We start from the raw sequence: 14,704 nt of genomic DNA on the forward strand, positions 1-14,704 counted from the left end.
TCAGCGGCCTCGCGCCCTCCATCTCGCATGAGCCACACGCCCGATTCCTCGCGATACGACCGCCAACCCTATCGCCGCAGCGGGCGCAGCGGCTTGCTGCTGCCAACCTTGTCGCTTGGCCTGTGGCACAACTTCGGCGACGTCGACCGTTACGACAACGCCCGCACGATGCTGCTGGGCGCCTTCGACCGCGGCATCACCCACTTCGACCTTGCCAACAACTACGGCCCACCCCCAGGCTCGGCCGAGCTGACCATGGGCCGCGTGCTGCGCGAGGACCTGCAGGCCCACCGGGACGAGCTGATCATCTCGACCAAGGCCGGCTATCGCATGAACCCGGGCCCCTACGGTGAATGGGGCTCGCGCAAGTACATGCTCGCCAGCCTGGATGCGAGCCTGAAGCGGCTCGGCCTGCCCTATGTCGACATCTTCTATTCGCACCGCCCCGATCCCGACACCCCGCTGGAGGAAACGATGGGCGCGCTGGACCAGGCCGTGCGCAGCGGGCGGGCGCTGTACGTTGGCCTGTCCAACTACTCGGCCGCGCAGACCCGCGAAGCCAGCGCCATCCTGCGGCGGCTGGGCACGCCTTGCGTCGTCCACCAGCCGCGCTACAGCATGCTGGACCGCCACGTCGAGGGCGGCCTGCTGGAGGTGCTGGCCGAAGAAGGCATCGGCTGCATCGCCTTCTCGCCACTGGCCCAGGGCCTGCTGACGGAGAAATACCTCTCGTCCATCCCTGCCGACTCACGCGCCGCGCTGGGCGGCTTCCTGAAGCCCACCGACATCACGCCGGGACGGCTGGCGGCGTTGCGCGCGCTCAAGGCACTGGCGGATGCGCGTGGGCAGACGCTGGCGCAGCTGGCCCTGACCTGGGTGCTGAGGCAGCCCGGCATGACGTCCATCCTGGTCGGCGCCAGCCGGCTGGGCCAGATCGACGACGCTCTCGGCATCGTCTCGGCAGCGCCACTGACCGATGCCGAGCTGGCGGCGGTCGACTCCGCGCTGGCGCTCGAGAAGGCCGCCGGCTGAGGCCGCTCAGCCGCCGGGGGCCGCCAGGTTCTCGCGCAGCTTGGCCAGCAGCGCCAGCAATTGCCGGCACTCCGCCTCGTCCAGCCCGCTGACGGCCTGCGCTGACACGCGCTGAGCCTGCTTGCGCACCTGCTGCTGCAATGCCTTGCCCGCCGCGCTGACCTGAAGGTGCACGCTGCGCTTGTCGGTTGCATCGGCGCCGGCTTCCAGCAGGCCACGCTCGCGCAAGCCCGCGATCAACCGCGCTACCTGGCCCTTGTCGCGCCCGGAGTGCTGCACCAGCTCGCTCTGCGTCGCGCCGGGGCGCGAGGCGAAGAAGCCCAGCGTCTTTGCTTCCATGTGGCTCAGGTCATGCGCGGCTTCTTTCAGTGCCTGGAACTGCAGCGAGCGGAACCGGTGCATGACCGAGTGGACGCTCTCCACGACCTCTTCGGCGAGGTTGCCCTTATTGTTGACAATATCAACTTGTTTGCGCATGATGGATGACATTATCAACCAATGTTCCAGCCCACCATGTCCGACCCCACCACGGCGCCCGTGCGCCGCATCCAACGCGTCCGCCATGAACTGCTGATGCGCGACCTCGAAGTCAGCCGCGTCGAGCAGCTCAGCCCGCACTTCGTCTCGGTCACCCTGCGCGGCGAGTCCCTGGCGAGCTTCCGGTCCGACTCCTTTGACGACCACGTGAAGCTCTTTTTCGGTGAAACGGATCGCCGCGACTACACGCCGCGATCCTTCGACCGCGAGCGCCGCGAGCTGACGATCGAGTTCGCGCTGCACGGCGCCGGCGCCGCCTCCGACTGGGCCGGCCAGGCCGCGGTTGGCCAACACCTCAGGGTCGGCGGCCCCCGAGGCTCGATGGTCATCCCGACCGACTACGACTGGCACCTGCTGATCGGTGACGACTCCGCCCTGCCAGCGGTGCATCGCCGCCTGGAAGAACTGCCGCCCGAGGCGCGCGTCATCGCCGTGTTGCAGGTCGGCGACGCCGCGGACCGCCGGCTGTTTACCGGCCGTGCGCAGACGGAAGTGAACTGGGTCGAAACCCCCGAAGCGCTGCAATCCGCCGTCGCCGCACTGAAGCTTCCCGATGGCGAAGGCTTCGCCTGGGCCGCGGGTGAAGCGTCCGCGATGGCCTCGGTGCGGGCCCTGCTCGTGGCCAAGGGCTTGCCCAAAGAAGCGCTGAAGGTGGCGGCCTACTGGAAGGCCGGCGCCGCAGCCTTTCACGAGACGCTGGAGGCCTGAGCCGAGTTCATGCCTTGTGGCCGCGCGGCGAATCAGCCAGCGGTAGCCGCACCCGGGCGTCCAGGCCCGACACGCGCGCGCCTTCGATCCGATTGACCAGTTCGATCTGGCCGCCCAGGGAATGAACCAGGGCCAGGCAGATCGCCAGCCCCAGGCCTGATCCCTTGCCGGCATCGCCGACGGCAAAGGGCAGGAAGAGCCTCTCCTGCTGCTGCGACGTCAGCCCCGGCCCGCCATCGGCAATCAACAGCTGCGCCATGCCCATGTCGAGCGACAGCGCGATGGCCAGCCGCCCGCCCACCGGCGTGTGCTGGATGGCGTTGTGCAGCAGGTTGCGCGTCAGCTCGCGCAGCGCCCACTCGTGGCTCTCGACGGCCGCGGGCTCGGTGTGGATGTCGAAGTCCAGGCCCTGCTTGGCGATCAGCGGCGCCAGGTCCAGGGCCACGGCGCGCGTGATCTCGGCCCAGTCCTGCGTCGGCATGGCCTCGCCCGGCTGGCGCATCTGTTCGGCGCGCGCCAGGGCCAGCATCTGGTTGGCAAGCTGGGTGGCGCGGTTCACCGTGGTGTCGATTTCGGCGAGGGCCTGCAACGGCTCCACATCACCCTGGCGGGCGGACTGCACCTGCACCTTCAGCACGGCCAGCGGCGTGCGCAGCTGGTGTGAGGCGTCGCGCACAAAGCGCTTCTGGTGCTCCAGCAACCGCGCCTGGCGGGCCAGCGCCTCGTTGGTGGCGACGATCAGCGGTGCCAGCTCAACGGGCAGGCCAGGCGCCTGCAGCGGGCTGAGGTCGTCGGCGTCACGCGTACGCAGCGCGGCGCTGAGCTCGCGCACCGGCCGGGTGGCGCGCTGCACCACGGTCCAGACGACGATGGCGATGACGGCCAGCAGCGCCGCCTGGCGCCACAGCGTGTGCAGCAAGACCTGGCGCGCGAGGCCCCGGCGCAGGTGCAGCGTCTCGGCAACCTGGATGGTCGCCAGGCCCATGCCGGTCTGGCCAGACACCGGCTGCAGCAGCACGGCCATGCGCACCGGCTCGCCACGAAAGCGCGCGCCGTAGAAGTCCACCAGCGCCTGGTAGGCGCCCTGGTCGGGCAGCTTGCCCGTCCAGTCGGGCAGGTCCTCGTCGCCCGAGACCAGCTCGCCTTTGAAGCCTCGCACCTTGAAGTAGAGCCGGCTGCGGCCATCGGTCTCGAAGGCTTCCAGTGCCGAATACGGCACGGGCGCCAGCAGCCGCGCCTGCTCGCCGCTGCCCGCCACGCCGAGCAGCTCGCCGATGGCCTTGGCCGACGCCAGCAGCGTGCGGTCGTAGGCGGTGTCGACGGCGCGCAGCGTTTCGCGGTAAAGACTGAACGTGTTGATGGCCACCAGCAGGCCGACGGGCAGCAGGATGCCCCACAGCAGGCGGGCGCGCATGGACAGGGCGGCGAGGCGCTTCATCGGAGGCGGCTCAGTCGTCCGGCTGAAGCAGGTAGCCCAGGCCGCGCAACGTCACGAGCTTGGCGCTTCCTGGTGGCAGTCGCTTGCGCAGCCGGTAGGCCACGACTTCGATCGCATCGGGCAGTGCATCCGCCGCGTCCGCAAACACCAGTTCGAAGAGCTTGTCCTTGGCCACCGCCTGGCCCGGTCCCACGAGCAGCGCGCGCAGCAGCGCGGCCTCGCGCGGCGCCAGGTCCAGCGGCTGGCCATGGTGATAGACGGCGCCACTCTGGGCATCGGCGCGCAGGCCGCAGAAGCTCGGTGCGTCGGCGGGCCGGGCCTCGCTGGCCTGGCCCTGGCGGCGCACCAGCGCGCGGATGCGGGCCTCCAGCTCGTCGAGGTCGAAGGGCTTGGGCAGGTAGTCGTCGGCGCCGGTGTTCAGGCCGAGGATCTTGTCGCCCAGCGTGCCGCGGGCCGTGATGATGATGACCGGCGTCGTCAACCCCTCGGCGCGCGCCTGGGACAGCACGTCCAGCCCATCCTGGCCCGGCAGGGACAGGTCGAGCAGCACGACGTCCGGCACGCTGGCGCGCCAGCGGCTCAACGCCCGCGCGCCGTCGTCGCAGATGACGACCTTGAAGCCGCGCCGCTCGAAAGAGCGCTGCAGCGTCGTCTGCATCGCGGCGTTGTCCTCGATCACCAGCAGCTTCATGGGCCGGCAGGCTAGCACCGCGGCGCTGTGAAACAGGGGCTGAGGTTTACCCCGAGGCCATGGACAGCGGATTGACAGCCTCGTCGTCAACCATGCGGGCTGCAAAAGAAAACCGGCCGCTTCCTCATCCGCAGGGGCTCGGCCATCATGCCGGGGCGGGATACGCCCCGAGACGACAAGGAGACAAGCAATGCGTCGCGATACCTTCCTGAAGTCCCTGGCGGCCCTGGCCGCAGCCGGCGCCTGGCCATTGCAGGCCAACGCCGCCGGCGTGCCCATGAAGCTCATGATCCCCGCCAACCCCGGCGGCGGCTGGGACACCACCGGCCGGGCACTGGGCAAGGCACTGCAGGACGCGGGCCTCGCGTCCTCCGTGCAGTTCGAGAACAAGGGCGGCGCCGCCGGCGCCCTGGGCCTGGCGCAGTTCGTCAACGCCASCAAGGGCGACCCSCAYGCCCTCATSGTSATGGGCGCCGTCATGCTGGGYGGCMTSATCACCGGCAARCCGCCGGTGACGCTGGCCCAGGCCACGCCGATTGCGCGGCTGCTCAGCGAATACAACGTCTACGTCGTCCATGCCGCATCGCCGCTGAAGACGATGAAGGATGTCGTCGAGCAGCTCAAGAAGGACGCCGGCAGCGTCAAGTGGGGCGGCGGCTCGCGCGGCTCGACCGAGCATGTCGCCGCGGCCATGATCGCGCGCGACGTCGGCGTGGACGCGGCCAAGATCAACTACGTGCCCTTCCGCGGCGGTGGCGAGGCGGTGGCGGCCATCCTGGGCGGCAACGTCACGGTGGGCGGCAGCGGCTTCAGCGAATTCCAGCCCTATCTCGAGAGCGGCAAGATGCGCGCGCTGGCCGTCACGGCGCCGACCCGCATCAAGGGCCTGAATGCGCCGACGCTCAAGGAGCTGGGCATCGACGTCGAGATCGGCAACTGGCGCGGCGTCTACGCGCCGCCCGGCATCACGCCCGAGCAGCGCAAGGCGCTGACGGACATGGTCGTCGCGGCCACCAAGAGCAAGAGCTGGGCGGAATCCATCGACAAGAACGGCTGGACGCCGGCACTGCTGTCCGGCCCCGAGTTTGAGGCCTTCGTCGACCGCGAGTTCGCGACGTTGCGGGCGATCATGGTCAAGTCGGGGATGATCTGACGCCCCTCGCCTGGTCTCGCGCCGCTGAACGCGGGCGAGCCCAGTCGGTCTTGCAGACCGCGCTGCGGCAATGCCGCAGCTCTTCGGCAGGCACGACAAGCCCACAGGGCTTATCGTGTCCGGCCTCAGCCCCCGAGGGGACGGCGATGCTTGCGGCATCGAGCCGCAAGCACATCGCCATCGCGGGCCGGCTTGGGAGCGGCCCGGCGCTCGGCCCGAAATTCACGCGGCGCTGCCGCGAATTCACAAGGATCGCTGATGAGCAGCAATTCCTCTTCCAACGGCCAGACATTCGTCGGCGTCGGCACCCTGCTGATCGGCGCGGTGATGGCCTACGGCGCGACCTTCATCTCGTCGGAGGCCGGTTATGCCGGTGTCGGGCCGAACGCCCTGCCCTGGCTGGTGTCGGTGGTGCTGATGATCTGCGGCGCCTGGCTTGTCTGGGAGGCGCGCACAGGGGGCTACCGCGAGATGGAGGCGCCGTCGGGTGCCGAGCGTGGCGATTGGAAGGCCGTCGCCTGGGTCATCGCTGGCGTCATCCTGAACGCGAGCCTCATCACGACGCTGGGCTTCATCCTGTCCTGCGCGCTGTGCTTTGCATTCGCCGTGCGCGGCCTGCGAATTTCGGAAGGCAAGACGGGCGGCGCAATCAAGCGTGGCCTGCTGGACCTTGCGACCGGCATCTGCATCGCGGCGCCGGTGTTCTGGCTCTTCACCAAGCTGCTGGCGATCAACCTGCCCGGCCTGACGGCCAGCGGCTGGCTGTGAGGAAAACACCATGATGGATCTCTGGAACCAACTGCTCGGCGGCTTCGCCACCGCCGGCACGCCCATCAACCTGATGTGGGCCTTCCTCGGCTGCGTCATCGGCACGGCCATCGGCGTGCTGCCCGGCCTGGGCCCCGCGGTGACGGTGGCCATGTTGCTGCCCATCACGACCCAGGTGGAACCGACGGCGTCGCTGATCTTCTTCGCCGGCATCTATTACGGCGCGATGTACGGCGGCTCGACAACCTCCATCCTGCTCAACACCCCCGGCGAGACCGGCACCATGGTGACGGCGCTGGAAGGCTTCAAGATGGCCAAGAGCGGCCGCGCCGGCGCTGCCCTGGCCACCGCGGCCATCGGCTCCTTCGTGGCCGGCACCATCGCCACCGTGCTCGTCACGCTGTTCGCACCCCTCGTCGCAGACTTCGCCGTCACCCTCGGCCCGCCGGAGTACTTCCTGCTGATGCTGCTGGCCTTCACGACGGTCAGCGCCGTGCTGGGCAAGAGCACGCTGCGCGGCATGACGTCGCTCTTCATCGGCCTGGCGCTGGGCCTGATCGGCCTGGACCAGATCACCGGCCAGGTGCGCTACACCGGCGGCGTGCCCGAGTTCATGGACGGCATCGAGACCGTGCTCGTCGCGGTCGGCCTGTTCGCCGTGGGCGAGACCCTGTACCTGGCCCTCTACGAAGGCCGCAGCACCGCCGACCTCAACAAGATGGGCAGCGTGCACATGACGCGCCAGGAGTGGCGTCGCTCCTGGCCGGCCTGGCTGCGCGGCACCCTCATCGGCTTCCCGTTTGGCACCATCCCCGCGGGTGGCTCAGAGATCCCGACCTTCCTGAGCTATGCCACCGAGCGCAAGCTCAGCAAGCACAAGGAAGAGTTCGGCACGACCGGCGCCATCGAAGGCGTGGCCGGCCCGGAGGCCGCCAACAACGCCGCCGTCACCGCGACCCTCGTGCCCCTGCTCACACTCGGCATCCCGACATCGGTCACCGCGGCCATCCTGCTCAGCGCGTTGCAGAACTACGGCATCCAGGCCGGCCCGCAACTGTTCACCACGTCCTCGGCCCTGGTGTGGGCGCTGATCGCGTCGCTCTACATCGGCAATGTGATGCTGCTGGTGCTGAACCTGCCGCTCGTGGGCCTGTGGGTGAAGCTGCTGAAGATCCCGCGGCCGCAGCTGTATGCGGGCATCCTGATCTTTGCCACCGTCGGCGTCTACGGCATGCGCCAGAGCGCCTTCGATCTCTTCCTGATGCTGGGCCTGGGGCTGATGGGCGTCGCCATGCGGCGCTTCGACTTCCCGACCGCGCCGATCGTCGTCGGCATGATCCTCGGCCCCCTGGCCGAGGCCCAGGGGCGCAATGCACTGTCCATCGGCAGCGGGCATTGGAGCGTCTTCATCGAGCGGCCGCTGTCCGTGGGGCTGCTGGTGGTGCTGGCCGCCGTGCTGGTGCTGCCACGTGCATGGCGCTGGGTGGCCGCGCGGCGCTGACGCCGGCGCCCGTCCCGTACTGCGACGACCGGGATCAGAACGGGTCCTTGAACTGCATCGTCACGAAGAACGAACCCCGCGCCTCGCCGGCCTGGCGGCGCAGGTTGGCCATGTAGCCCAGGCTGAAATCCACGCTGTCCACCAGCGTCACACGCAGGCCCGTGCCCACGGCAAGGCGGGTACGCGGGCCGCTCAGGCGCGGGCCGAGATTCACCGCATCCAGCATCAGCAGCGGGCTGATGGCGACGGCATTGATCTCGTCCATCAGCGTGTCGACGATATGGCGCACCGGCTCGATCTCGCGGCGCGCGTCTCGCTCGGCCAGCTTGAGATCGGCCGCCGCGAACCACCGCGCCAGCTGCTCGACGTCGGCGCGCAGCGCGGCGCCTTGCTGCGTGACGCGCGGGTTGCGTGGGCCGGCGTTGAAGCCGTCCACGCAAAGCGCCACCACCTGCCCCAGGGTGTTGGCGGTGTCTTCACCGGGCAGCAATTCGGTGAATAGGCCAAGCTGCGTCAGGCTGGACTCCTGCAGCACCTGCGTGATCTCGTCCTGGGCCTGGGCGAGCTGAGCCTTGCAGGCGGCGAAAGCGTCGCTGTCGGCGCTGCCAGCGCTATCGGCAGAAGGCTGCACGGCGGCCACGGCACCATCCAGCGCGCCCAGGGTCTGCTGCACCTTGGGCAGTTGCGCAATGGCCTGCAGATAGGTCGGCAGGGTGGTGCGGTTGTCCGCCGCGAGGCCGCCGACGGCGGAGTCCAGCTGGCCGTTCAGCGCGGCGCGGACCTGGGCGTCGCGGTAGGCCTCGGCCGGTACCAGGGGCTGGTTGAACACCGGCAGCGCCGCCGTCAGGCTCAGGGCCGAGAAGCGCCGATAGCCCGGGCTGGCGGCGCTGCCGGCCAGTGCATTGGTGCCCAGGCTGCGCAGCAGCGGCGCCGCGCGGATCTGCCATTCCTCGCCGCCGATGAAGGGCTGCTCGCGCCCGCCGGCGAAGAAGCGCGCGCCGTGGGGCACCAGGCCTGCCTCGCGCAGATGGCCCAGCGTCAGACGCGTCTCCAGCGACAGGCTGCGATGGTCGGCCACCAGCCAGCGGCCCTCATGGGCGATGTCGACGATCTGCTTGACCCAGTCCAGGCCCGCGCCGCCGCTGCCGGCGCCGAACTCGACCGCATAGCTCGCGGCCAGGCTCTGCCGCGCCAGCCGTGCCGTGGTGCCGGCCATCAGCTTGAGCGACTGATAGCGCTGGTCCGCCACCAGGCCTGCGGCGGGGTCGTCCTGGCCGCGGCTGCGATGCTGGCCGGCGTCCAGCGCCGCTCCCAGGCGCAGCGCCAGCGCCCAGCTGCCCAGCGGATGCGTCTGAGCGAAGGCCTGGGCCTCGAGGTTGTTCTGCCCCAGCCGCGACACGGACTTGGCGGGCACCGACTGGTCGGCATAGCCCAGCCGCCAGGCCGTGTGGGCCCAGATGCCGTCGCTGTGCTCCCGGCCTCCCTCCAGCGCGAGCGCCACGTCGCGCAGCCGATCGCTGGCGTAGGCATCGACGGCGAGGGAGCGCCAATTGAGGGTGTCGGCGTCGGCACCGGCACCGCTGCGGTTGTAGAGGGCCGCCAGCCCGGCGCCTGCGCCCTCGCCGGCCCGGTACCCCAGGCGCGGTTGCAGGCGCATGCCTGGCCGCAAGGCCTCCTGCCCGGACTGGCGCTCCGGGGCTGCCGTCTCGCGCTGGCGCGACTCCCAGGTGAGCCCTACCGACAGGGAGGCCTTGATGGCGTAGACGAAGAACACCAGGTCCAGGCCCTGCGGCGTGCAGCTGACCATCACCGGCAGCACGCGGCCGCCGACACGGGCCTCGACATCCAGGTTGGCGAAGGGCAGCGCCGCGATCTGGTTCCACACGGCCGTGACCTGGCTGGCGCTGTAGGGCGTGCCGCGCAGCGGCTCGGCCAGGGCCTTCGCCTGGTTCAGGTCCGCGCGGATCCAGGGCAGGAAGGCCAGCGGCGTCTGCACGTCCACGGCATGGATGGGCATGCCGCCCAACGCGCCGTTGGCCGGACAGGCATTGCCGACGACCACCGCAGCCTGCCCGGCTTGCGGGCCGGCGCTGGCGACGGCGGGCGCCAGCAGGGCGGGCAGGGACAGCGCCCAGCACGCGCCCAGTGGCGGGCGCCTCACCGCTTGATCAGCGTGCGCTGGATGGTGGCATCGGCCGCTGGGCCGCCGGGCTGCTGGCTCGCGAGCGCCGCGTTGGACGCCGGGCCGGCCAGGAAGGCCGCCTGCGTGGCGGTCAGGCCATTGGTGGCGGTGGCGGCGGCCTTGCTGTGCAATTCCTTGTCGACGACCACGTCCAGGCTCACACGCGCTTCGCCGTAGGCCACGGCCTTGTCATCGCGGCGGAACAGCTTGAAGTGGATGGTCCAGGTCGGCAGGCCGTTGTCGTCGCTGACCTTCTCCAGCCCGAACACGATGCGGCGCAGATCGTCCTTGGTATTCACGACGAGGTCGACCTTGATGTTGGTGATGATGTGTTCTCGGGTGGTCATGGCTGGCTCCTGATCTTGATTGACCGGCATGAGTAGGCCGCCGGCCCGCGCCGGGGTCATCCGTAGAAGTGGGGAAGGTCGGCGGCTGGCGGCTGCCGCAGGCCAGATTCGGCCTCCTCCAACGGCGCCAGCAGCAGCTTCAGTTCCATCTCGCCGAACTTGCTCAGGCTGCTGCCGTCGTCGCTGCCGAGCAGGCCGTCGGCCAAGGCCTTCTTGCGCGCCTGCAGCTCCAGCATGCGCTCCTCGATGCTGCCCTGGGCCACCAACTGGTAGACGAACACCGGCTGGTCCTGGCCGATGCGGTGGGCGCGCGCGCTGGCCTGGGCCTGCACGGCCGGGTTCCACCAGGGGTCGACGTGGATGACGGTGTCGGCGGCCGTGAGATTCAGGCCCACGCCGCCGGCCTTGAGGCTGGCCAGCAGGATGGGTTCCTCGCGCGCCTGGAAGCGGCGCACGACCTCGCCACGCGCAGATGCGGCGGTCTGGCCGGTCAGGCGCAGATGGGGCAGGCCCAAACGGTCCAGTTCGGCGGCAATCAGGTCCAGCATCTCGGTGAACTGCGAGAACACCAGCAGGCGCCGGCCCTGGGCAACGAAATCGGGCAGGTGCTCGCGCAGCCATTCGAGCTTGGCGCGCTCCACAAAGGGCGGCATCTCCACGCCCTTGAGCAGCAGCGGGTCGCAACAGACCTGGCGCAGCTTCAGCATCGCGTCCAGCACGCTGATGAGGCTGGTGGCGTTGAAGCCGTCGCGGGCCAGGATGCGCCTGACCATGTGGTCGGCCGCCACGCGCACGCTCTCGTAGAGCTGCTTCTGCTGGCCCACCAGCGTGACGCGCTTGACCAGCTCGGTCAGCGGCGGCAGCTCGGTCGCGACCTCCGTCTTCATGCGTCGCAGGATGAAGGGCCGCACACGCGCCGCGAGAAGGCGGGCGCGCGGGCCGTCGCGGTTGACCTCGATGGGCTTGCGCCAATGGCGCGCGAAGCTGCGCGAGTCGCCGAGGAAGCCGGGCATCAGCAGGTCGAACAGCGACCACAGCTCGCCGAGGTGGTTCTCCAGCGGCGTGCCGGTGAGGGCCAGGCGGTGGCGGGTGTCAAGCCGGCGCAGCGCGCGGGCGGCACGGGCCTGGGCGTTCTTGACGGCCTGGGCCTCATCGAGGATGAGCAGATGCCAGGGCTGGGCGGACAGCTTGCGCAGGTCGCGCCAGACGAGGTTGTAGGTGCTGAGCACGACGTCGGTATCGGCGAGTTGCGCCGCCTCGCGGTCGGCGCCATGCCAGGTCATCAACCTGAGCCCCGGCGCGATGCGCGCCGCCTCCTGCTGCCAATTGAAGAGCAGCGAGGTCGGCACAATGACGAGGGCCGGGCGGTCCAGCCGGCCGGCCTGCTTCTCGGCCCAGATGTGCGCCAGAGCCTGCGCTGTCTTGCCCAGGCCCATGTCGTCGGCCAGGATGCCGGTGAGGCCCTGCTCGCGAAGGTATTGCAGCCAGGCCAGGCCATGCAATTGATAGGGCCGCAGCTGCAGGCCGAGACCTTCGGGCTGCGCCATCGAAGTCGGCGCGCCGGCCGCCAGCAGGCGCTGGCCCAGCGCCTTCAGGCCCGCGTCGCCATGGATCTGCCAGCGGCCGCGCGATTCCTCCTCGATGCAGCGGATGCGATCGGCGTCCCAGGCATTGAGCTTGAGCGGTTTGCCCTTCTCCAGCTCCACCGGCTTGAGCAGGTCCAGCAGCGCCAACATGATGGCCTTGAGCGGCGCGGCAACGGCGTGATAGCGGCGGCCACCAGGTGCGCGCAGCGACACGATGGCGTCGTCCTCGATGGCGGCGATGGCCACCGCATCGAGCCAGCGCTTGTCCTTGCGCAGCAGGTTGGCGATCAGCGGGGCCAGGTCGATGCGCTGGCCATCCACCTCCATGCCGAGGCTGACCAGCCAGGCGCCGGTGCGGCGCTCCAGGCCTAGGCCTTCGACGCGGCGGCTGGGCGGTGGCGCTTCGGTGTCTTCAGCCAGCCCGAGCTGCCAGCCACTGACGGCTTGGCTATGGTGGGCAAAGCCCGGTTCGGTCGTGACCTGCCAGCCCAGGGCCTGCAACTCGGGCACCTTCTCGGCGTGGAAGTCGCCGAAGAACTCTTCCTGGACCAGGGTCCAGAGCGAAGCGCCCAACGGCTGCGGCGCACCGCGCCATTGCAGCAGGGCCGGGTCCAGCGCAATCAGGCCACGCGTCAGCAGCGCCAGCTCGGCTTGCACGTCGGCCGCAGCCAGCATCGCCACCGTCACCTGCTCGCCGCGCGGCCCGAGCGGGCCACGTGGCCGCAGGCCCAGCAAGCCGTCGCCGCGCGTCAGTGTGCGCAGCGTGAGGTGAGGTGGTGGAACAGACATCGCGACAGTCTCGCAGCCCGCGAGACTGTCGCGACCGAACTCAGGACTTCAGCACGCCCTTGATGTGGGCGGCGATGGCGTCGTCCTGGCAGTTCGTGAAGAACAGTTCCTGGAACTTCTCGCCCGACACGGCGGCCTTCAACAGGTCCTGGTCGACGGCTTTCAGCGTGGTCAGCATGTCCTTGCAGGACGCGGCCTTCAGGTCCTTCAGGATGCCGCGGTTCTTGGCCATGATGGCGGCGCGCTCCTTGGGGTAGCCGGCGCCGCGCTCGTTCTCGAACAGCTTGCGGTAGCAGTCCTGCAGGTTCAGCTCAGCGGCCCAGCCGAAGCCCTTGGCGTAGGGCATGGACATGCAGTTGCCGTCGTTGATCTGGCCGAACAGGAAGGCGTCGGTCGGGTCGATGACCAGGCCGCAGAAGACGCCGGGCATGGAATTGCAGGCCAGCATGGAACCCATGCCGGTGCCGCAGCCGGTGACGACGAAGTCGGCGGCCTTGGAGTTCAGCAGGATGCCGGCGAGCAGGCCGTTCATCACGTAGGTGAGCGAGGCCTTGTCCTCGGGCGTGTACATGCCGTAGTGGTGGACGCTGTGGCCCAGCGGCTCGGCGACGGTCTTGAGGGCGCTGTGGACGATCTCGGACTTGGCGGCCTGGCTGTTCTCGATGATGAGGGCGATCTTCATGGCGGGTGGCTTTCGGTAGCGGAATGGGGGCTGGGGCGGCACAAGCCACCCCGGTTGCATGGGCCGCGGCTGCTCGAGCCAGAGGGGCTCGAGCGCGGGCCGTCATGCCAGGCGTCCGCCTCGAAAGGCCGGGACTGCATGGTCCCGATGGAGCAACCTGGCCAACCGCGCACCTCGAAGCGAGGTGCTGACGCTGGCGCCATTGTGCCACTTGCGCCAAATATTGGAACGCCGTTTCAGAAAAGCACTCAAGCCCGCGATCGATGCGATGCGAGCCTCGCAGCATCAGCGGCGGTGGGGATCGTTGGGCCGGCGGTCGGCACCGTTGGGCACGCCATCACGGTCCGCGTCGCCGCGGGCCCAGCCACCGCGCCGCAGCTCCCAGTGGCCGTTGCGCTCCTCCCAGGCGGGCTGGTTGTACATGTAGCCGCGGCGCTCCTTCACCCAGACGCCCTGCTGCCAGACGTGGCGGCGGCCGTTCCAGTTCCAATAGCCGGGCACCCAGACATAGCCGCGGCGCGCGCCCGGCATCACTTCATGACGCGGAGGCGGCGGTGCGGTCCGGATGGACACACTGACCTGTGCCGCGGCTGCGGTCGGGAGTGTTGCTGCACCAAAGGCACAGCTGGCGACCAGGCACGAAGCGATGATGGTTCTGTTGAGCATGACGATCTCCAAGTTGCAGGAGGTCATTCAACGACTGGCCCCGACGCGCGGTGGTCGGACAAGCGCTCGTCGCGCCGCAAAGTTGTGCAAAGCGGGCCTCAGTCGCCCTCGCCACCCAGCGGCTTCAATTGGCGCCCGGCCGGCAGCGCGCGCAGGTATTTGAAGGTGCCGGTGGCGTGGGCGCACAGCTTGTCATCGGCGCCTAACACCGAGCCCTCGCAGAAGGCCATCGTCGTCGAGCGGTGCAGCAGCTTGCCCACCGCGCGCAGTTCGCCCTCGCCGGGGCGCATGAAGCTGGTCTTCATCTCCACCGTGACGACGCCCGGACCGAGGTCCGGCAGATGCCGGTTCACGCTGCGGGCGGCATGCGCCATCGCCACGTCCAGCAGCGTCATCACCACGCCGCCGTGGGCGACGCGCCAGGAGTTCAAGTGCTGCTCGCTGATCGTCAGCCGCAGCTCGGCCTCGCCGTCGCCGACCGAGTGCAGCGTGAAGCCGAGTTGCTGGACGAAGGGAATGTGGACCGGGAATTCCATGGCAGCCTAGAAACGGTAGTTGGGCGCGGCCGAAGGGGCTGCGCTGGGGTGCGCTGGCAAGGCGCGACGACGCTGCGGGCTCGCGCCC

Annotated in this window: 14 protein-coding genes; 5 read left to right on the forward strand and 9 right to left on the reverse strand. The window is 69.6% G+C overall.

Annotation, left to right across the window (positions count from 1 at the left end; translation table 11 throughout):
* The first annotated feature begins 27 nt into the window (after positions 1-27).
* The gene (locus ACXJKM_RS15975) at positions 28-1,032 is read left to right on the forward strand and encodes an aldo/keto reductase (protein WP_457353605.1); all 1,005 of its coding nucleotides are present in this window, start codon (positions 28-30) and stop codon (positions 1,030-1,032) included.
* Between the two features lie 6 nt (positions 1,033-1,038).
* On the opposite strand, the gene ACXJKM_RS15980 is transcribed toward ACXJKM_RS15975, so the two are convergent.
* On the reverse strand, positions 1,039-1,509 hold the full coding sequence (locus tag ACXJKM_RS15980; protein WP_457353607.1) for a MarR family winged helix-turn-helix transcriptional regulator: 471 nt from the start codon (positions 1,507-1,509) through the stop codon (positions 1,039-1,041).
* Between the two features lie 36 nt (positions 1,510-1,545).
* On the opposite strand from ACXJKM_RS15980, the gene ACXJKM_RS15985 reads away from it, so the two are divergent.
* Positions 1,546-2,277: a siderophore-interacting protein gene (locus ACXJKM_RS15985; protein WP_457353609.1), complete on the forward strand. Its 732-nt coding sequence runs from the start codon at positions 1,546-1,548 to the stop codon at positions 2,275-2,277.
* Between the two features lie 7 nt (positions 2,278-2,284).
* On the opposite strand, the gene ACXJKM_RS15990 is transcribed toward ACXJKM_RS15985, so the two are convergent.
* Together ACXJKM_RS15990 and ACXJKM_RS15995 are read right to left on the reverse strand one after the other, a co-directional pair.
* On the reverse strand, positions 2,285-3,715 hold the full coding sequence (locus ACXJKM_RS15990) for a sensor histidine kinase (RefSeq protein ID WP_457353611.1): 1,431 nt from the start codon (positions 3,713-3,715) through the stop codon (positions 2,285-2,287).
* Between the two features lie 10 nt (positions 3,716-3,725).
* On the reverse strand, positions 3,726-4,406 hold the full coding sequence (locus ACXJKM_RS15995; RefSeq protein WP_056203711.1) for a response regulator transcription factor: 681 nt from the start codon (positions 4,404-4,406) through the stop codon (positions 3,726-3,728).
* 190 nt (positions 4,407-4,596) lie between these two features.
* Here ACXJKM_RS15995 and ACXJKM_RS16000 point away from each other — a divergent pair, with 190 nt between their 5' ends.
* The 3 genes from ACXJKM_RS16000 to ACXJKM_RS16010 all read left to right on the forward strand — a co-directional run bounded on the left by ACXJKM_RS16000 (position 4,597) and on the right by ACXJKM_RS16010 (position 7,828).
* Positions 4,597-5,559: a Bug family tripartite tricarboxylate transporter substrate binding protein gene (locus tag ACXJKM_RS16000; protein WP_457353613.1), complete on the forward strand. Its 963-nt coding sequence runs from the start codon at positions 4,597-4,599 to the stop codon at positions 5,557-5,559.
* A gap of 258 nt (positions 5,560-5,817) precedes the next feature.
* Positions 5,818-6,327: a tripartite tricarboxylate transporter TctB family protein gene (locus ACXJKM_RS16005; RefSeq protein ID WP_457320321.1), complete on the forward strand. Its 510-nt coding sequence runs from the start codon at positions 5,818-5,820 to the stop codon at positions 6,325-6,327.
* A gap of 10 nt (positions 6,328-6,337) precedes the next feature.
* Positions 6,338-7,828: a tripartite tricarboxylate transporter permease gene (locus ACXJKM_RS16010; RefSeq protein WP_457353615.1), complete on the forward strand. Its 1,491-nt coding sequence runs from the start codon at positions 6,338-6,340 to the stop codon at positions 7,826-7,828.
* A 34-nt stretch (positions 7,829-7,862) separates the two neighbouring features.
* On the opposite strand, the gene ACXJKM_RS16015 is transcribed toward ACXJKM_RS16010, so the two are convergent.
* From ACXJKM_RS16015 to ACXJKM_RS16040, 6 genes are all read right to left on the reverse strand, one after another.
* Positions 7,863-9,989, reverse strand: a complete 2,127-nt coding sequence (locus tag ACXJKM_RS16015) for a hypothetical protein (RefSeq protein ID WP_457353617.1) — start codon at positions 9,987-9,989, stop codon at positions 7,863-7,865.
* Positions 9,986-10,357, reverse strand: coding sequence for a hypothetical protein (locus ACXJKM_RS16020; protein WP_457320325.1), 372 nt, complete (start codon positions 10,355-10,357; stop codon positions 9,986-9,988). The genes ACXJKM_RS16015 and ACXJKM_RS16020 overlap by 4 nt, the downstream gene beginning before the upstream one ends.
* 56 nt (positions 10,358-10,413) lie before the next feature.
* Entirely contained in the window at positions 10,414-12,732 is a 2,319-nt protein-coding gene (locus tag ACXJKM_RS16025; protein WP_457353619.1) for a DEAD/DEAH box helicase, read from the reverse strand.
* Positions 12,733-12,772: 40 nt separating this feature from the next.
* Complete coding sequence (locus ACXJKM_RS16030) at positions 12,773-13,414, reverse strand: RpiB/LacA/LacB family sugar-phosphate isomerase (protein ID WP_057300805.1); 642 nt, start codon at positions 13,412-13,414, stop codon at positions 12,773-12,775.
* Positions 13,415-13,699: 285 nt separating this feature from the next.
* The gene (locus tag ACXJKM_RS16035; protein WP_457353621.1) at positions 13,700-14,080 is read right to left on the reverse strand and encodes a YXWGXW repeat-containing protein; all 381 of its coding nucleotides are present in this window, start codon (positions 14,078-14,080) and stop codon (positions 13,700-13,702) included.
* Between the two features lie 98 nt (positions 14,081-14,178).
* On the reverse strand, positions 14,179-14,616 hold the full coding sequence (locus tag ACXJKM_RS16040) for a PaaI family thioesterase (protein ID WP_457353623.1): 438 nt from the start codon (positions 14,614-14,616) through the stop codon (positions 14,179-14,181).
* Positions 14,617-14,704 lie beyond the last annotated feature (88 nt).

This window comes from Roseateles sp. P5_D6 (assembly GCF_054049415.1).

Excerpts from the sequence above, each read along its gene's own strand:
- ACXJKM_RS15990 (WP_457353611.1), bottom strand. The coding sequence starts at position 3,715 with ATGAAGCGCCTCGCCGCCCTGTCCATGCGCGCCCGCCTGCTGTGGGGC.
- ACXJKM_RS16040 (WP_457353623.1), bottom strand. The coding sequence starts at position 14,616 with ATGGAATTCCCGGTCCACATTCCCTTCGTCCAGCAACTCGGCTTCACG.
- ACXJKM_RS16030 (WP_057300805.1), bottom strand. The coding sequence starts at position 13,414 with ATGAAGATCGCCCTCATCATCGAGAACAGCCAGGCCGCCAAGTCCGAG.
- ACXJKM_RS16005 (WP_457320321.1), top strand. The coding sequence starts at position 5,818 with ATGAGCAGCAATTCCTCTTCCAACGGCCAGACATTCGTCGGCGTCGGC.
- ACXJKM_RS16020 (WP_457320325.1), bottom strand. The coding sequence starts at position 10,357 with ATGACCACCCGAGAACACATCATCACCAACATCAAGGTCGACCTCGTC.
- ACXJKM_RS15980 (WP_457353607.1), bottom strand. The coding sequence starts at position 1,509 with ATGCGCAAACAAGTTGATATTGTCAACAATAAGGGCAACCTCGCCGAA.
- ACXJKM_RS15995 (WP_056203711.1), bottom strand. The coding sequence starts at position 4,406 with ATGAAGCTGCTGGTGATCGAGGACAACGCCGCGATGCAGACGACGCTG.
- ACXJKM_RS16025 (WP_457353619.1), bottom strand. The coding sequence starts at position 12,732 with ATGTCTGTTCCACCACCTCACCTCACGCTGCGCACACTGACGCGCGGC.
- ACXJKM_RS16035 (WP_457353621.1), bottom strand. The coding sequence starts at position 14,080 with ATGCTCAACAGAACCATCATCGCTTCGTGCCTGGTCGCCAGCTGTGCC.
- ACXJKM_RS15985 (WP_457353609.1), top strand. The coding sequence starts at position 1,546 with ATGTCCGACCCCACCACGGCGCCCGTGCGCCGCATCCAACGCGTCCGC.
- ACXJKM_RS16010 (WP_457353615.1), top strand. The coding sequence starts at position 6,338 with ATGATGGATCTCTGGAACCAACTGCTCGGCGGCTTCGCCACCGCCGGC.
- ACXJKM_RS15975 (WP_457353605.1), top strand. The coding sequence starts at position 28 with ATGAGCCACACGCCCGATTCCTCGCGATACGACCGCCAACCCTATCGC.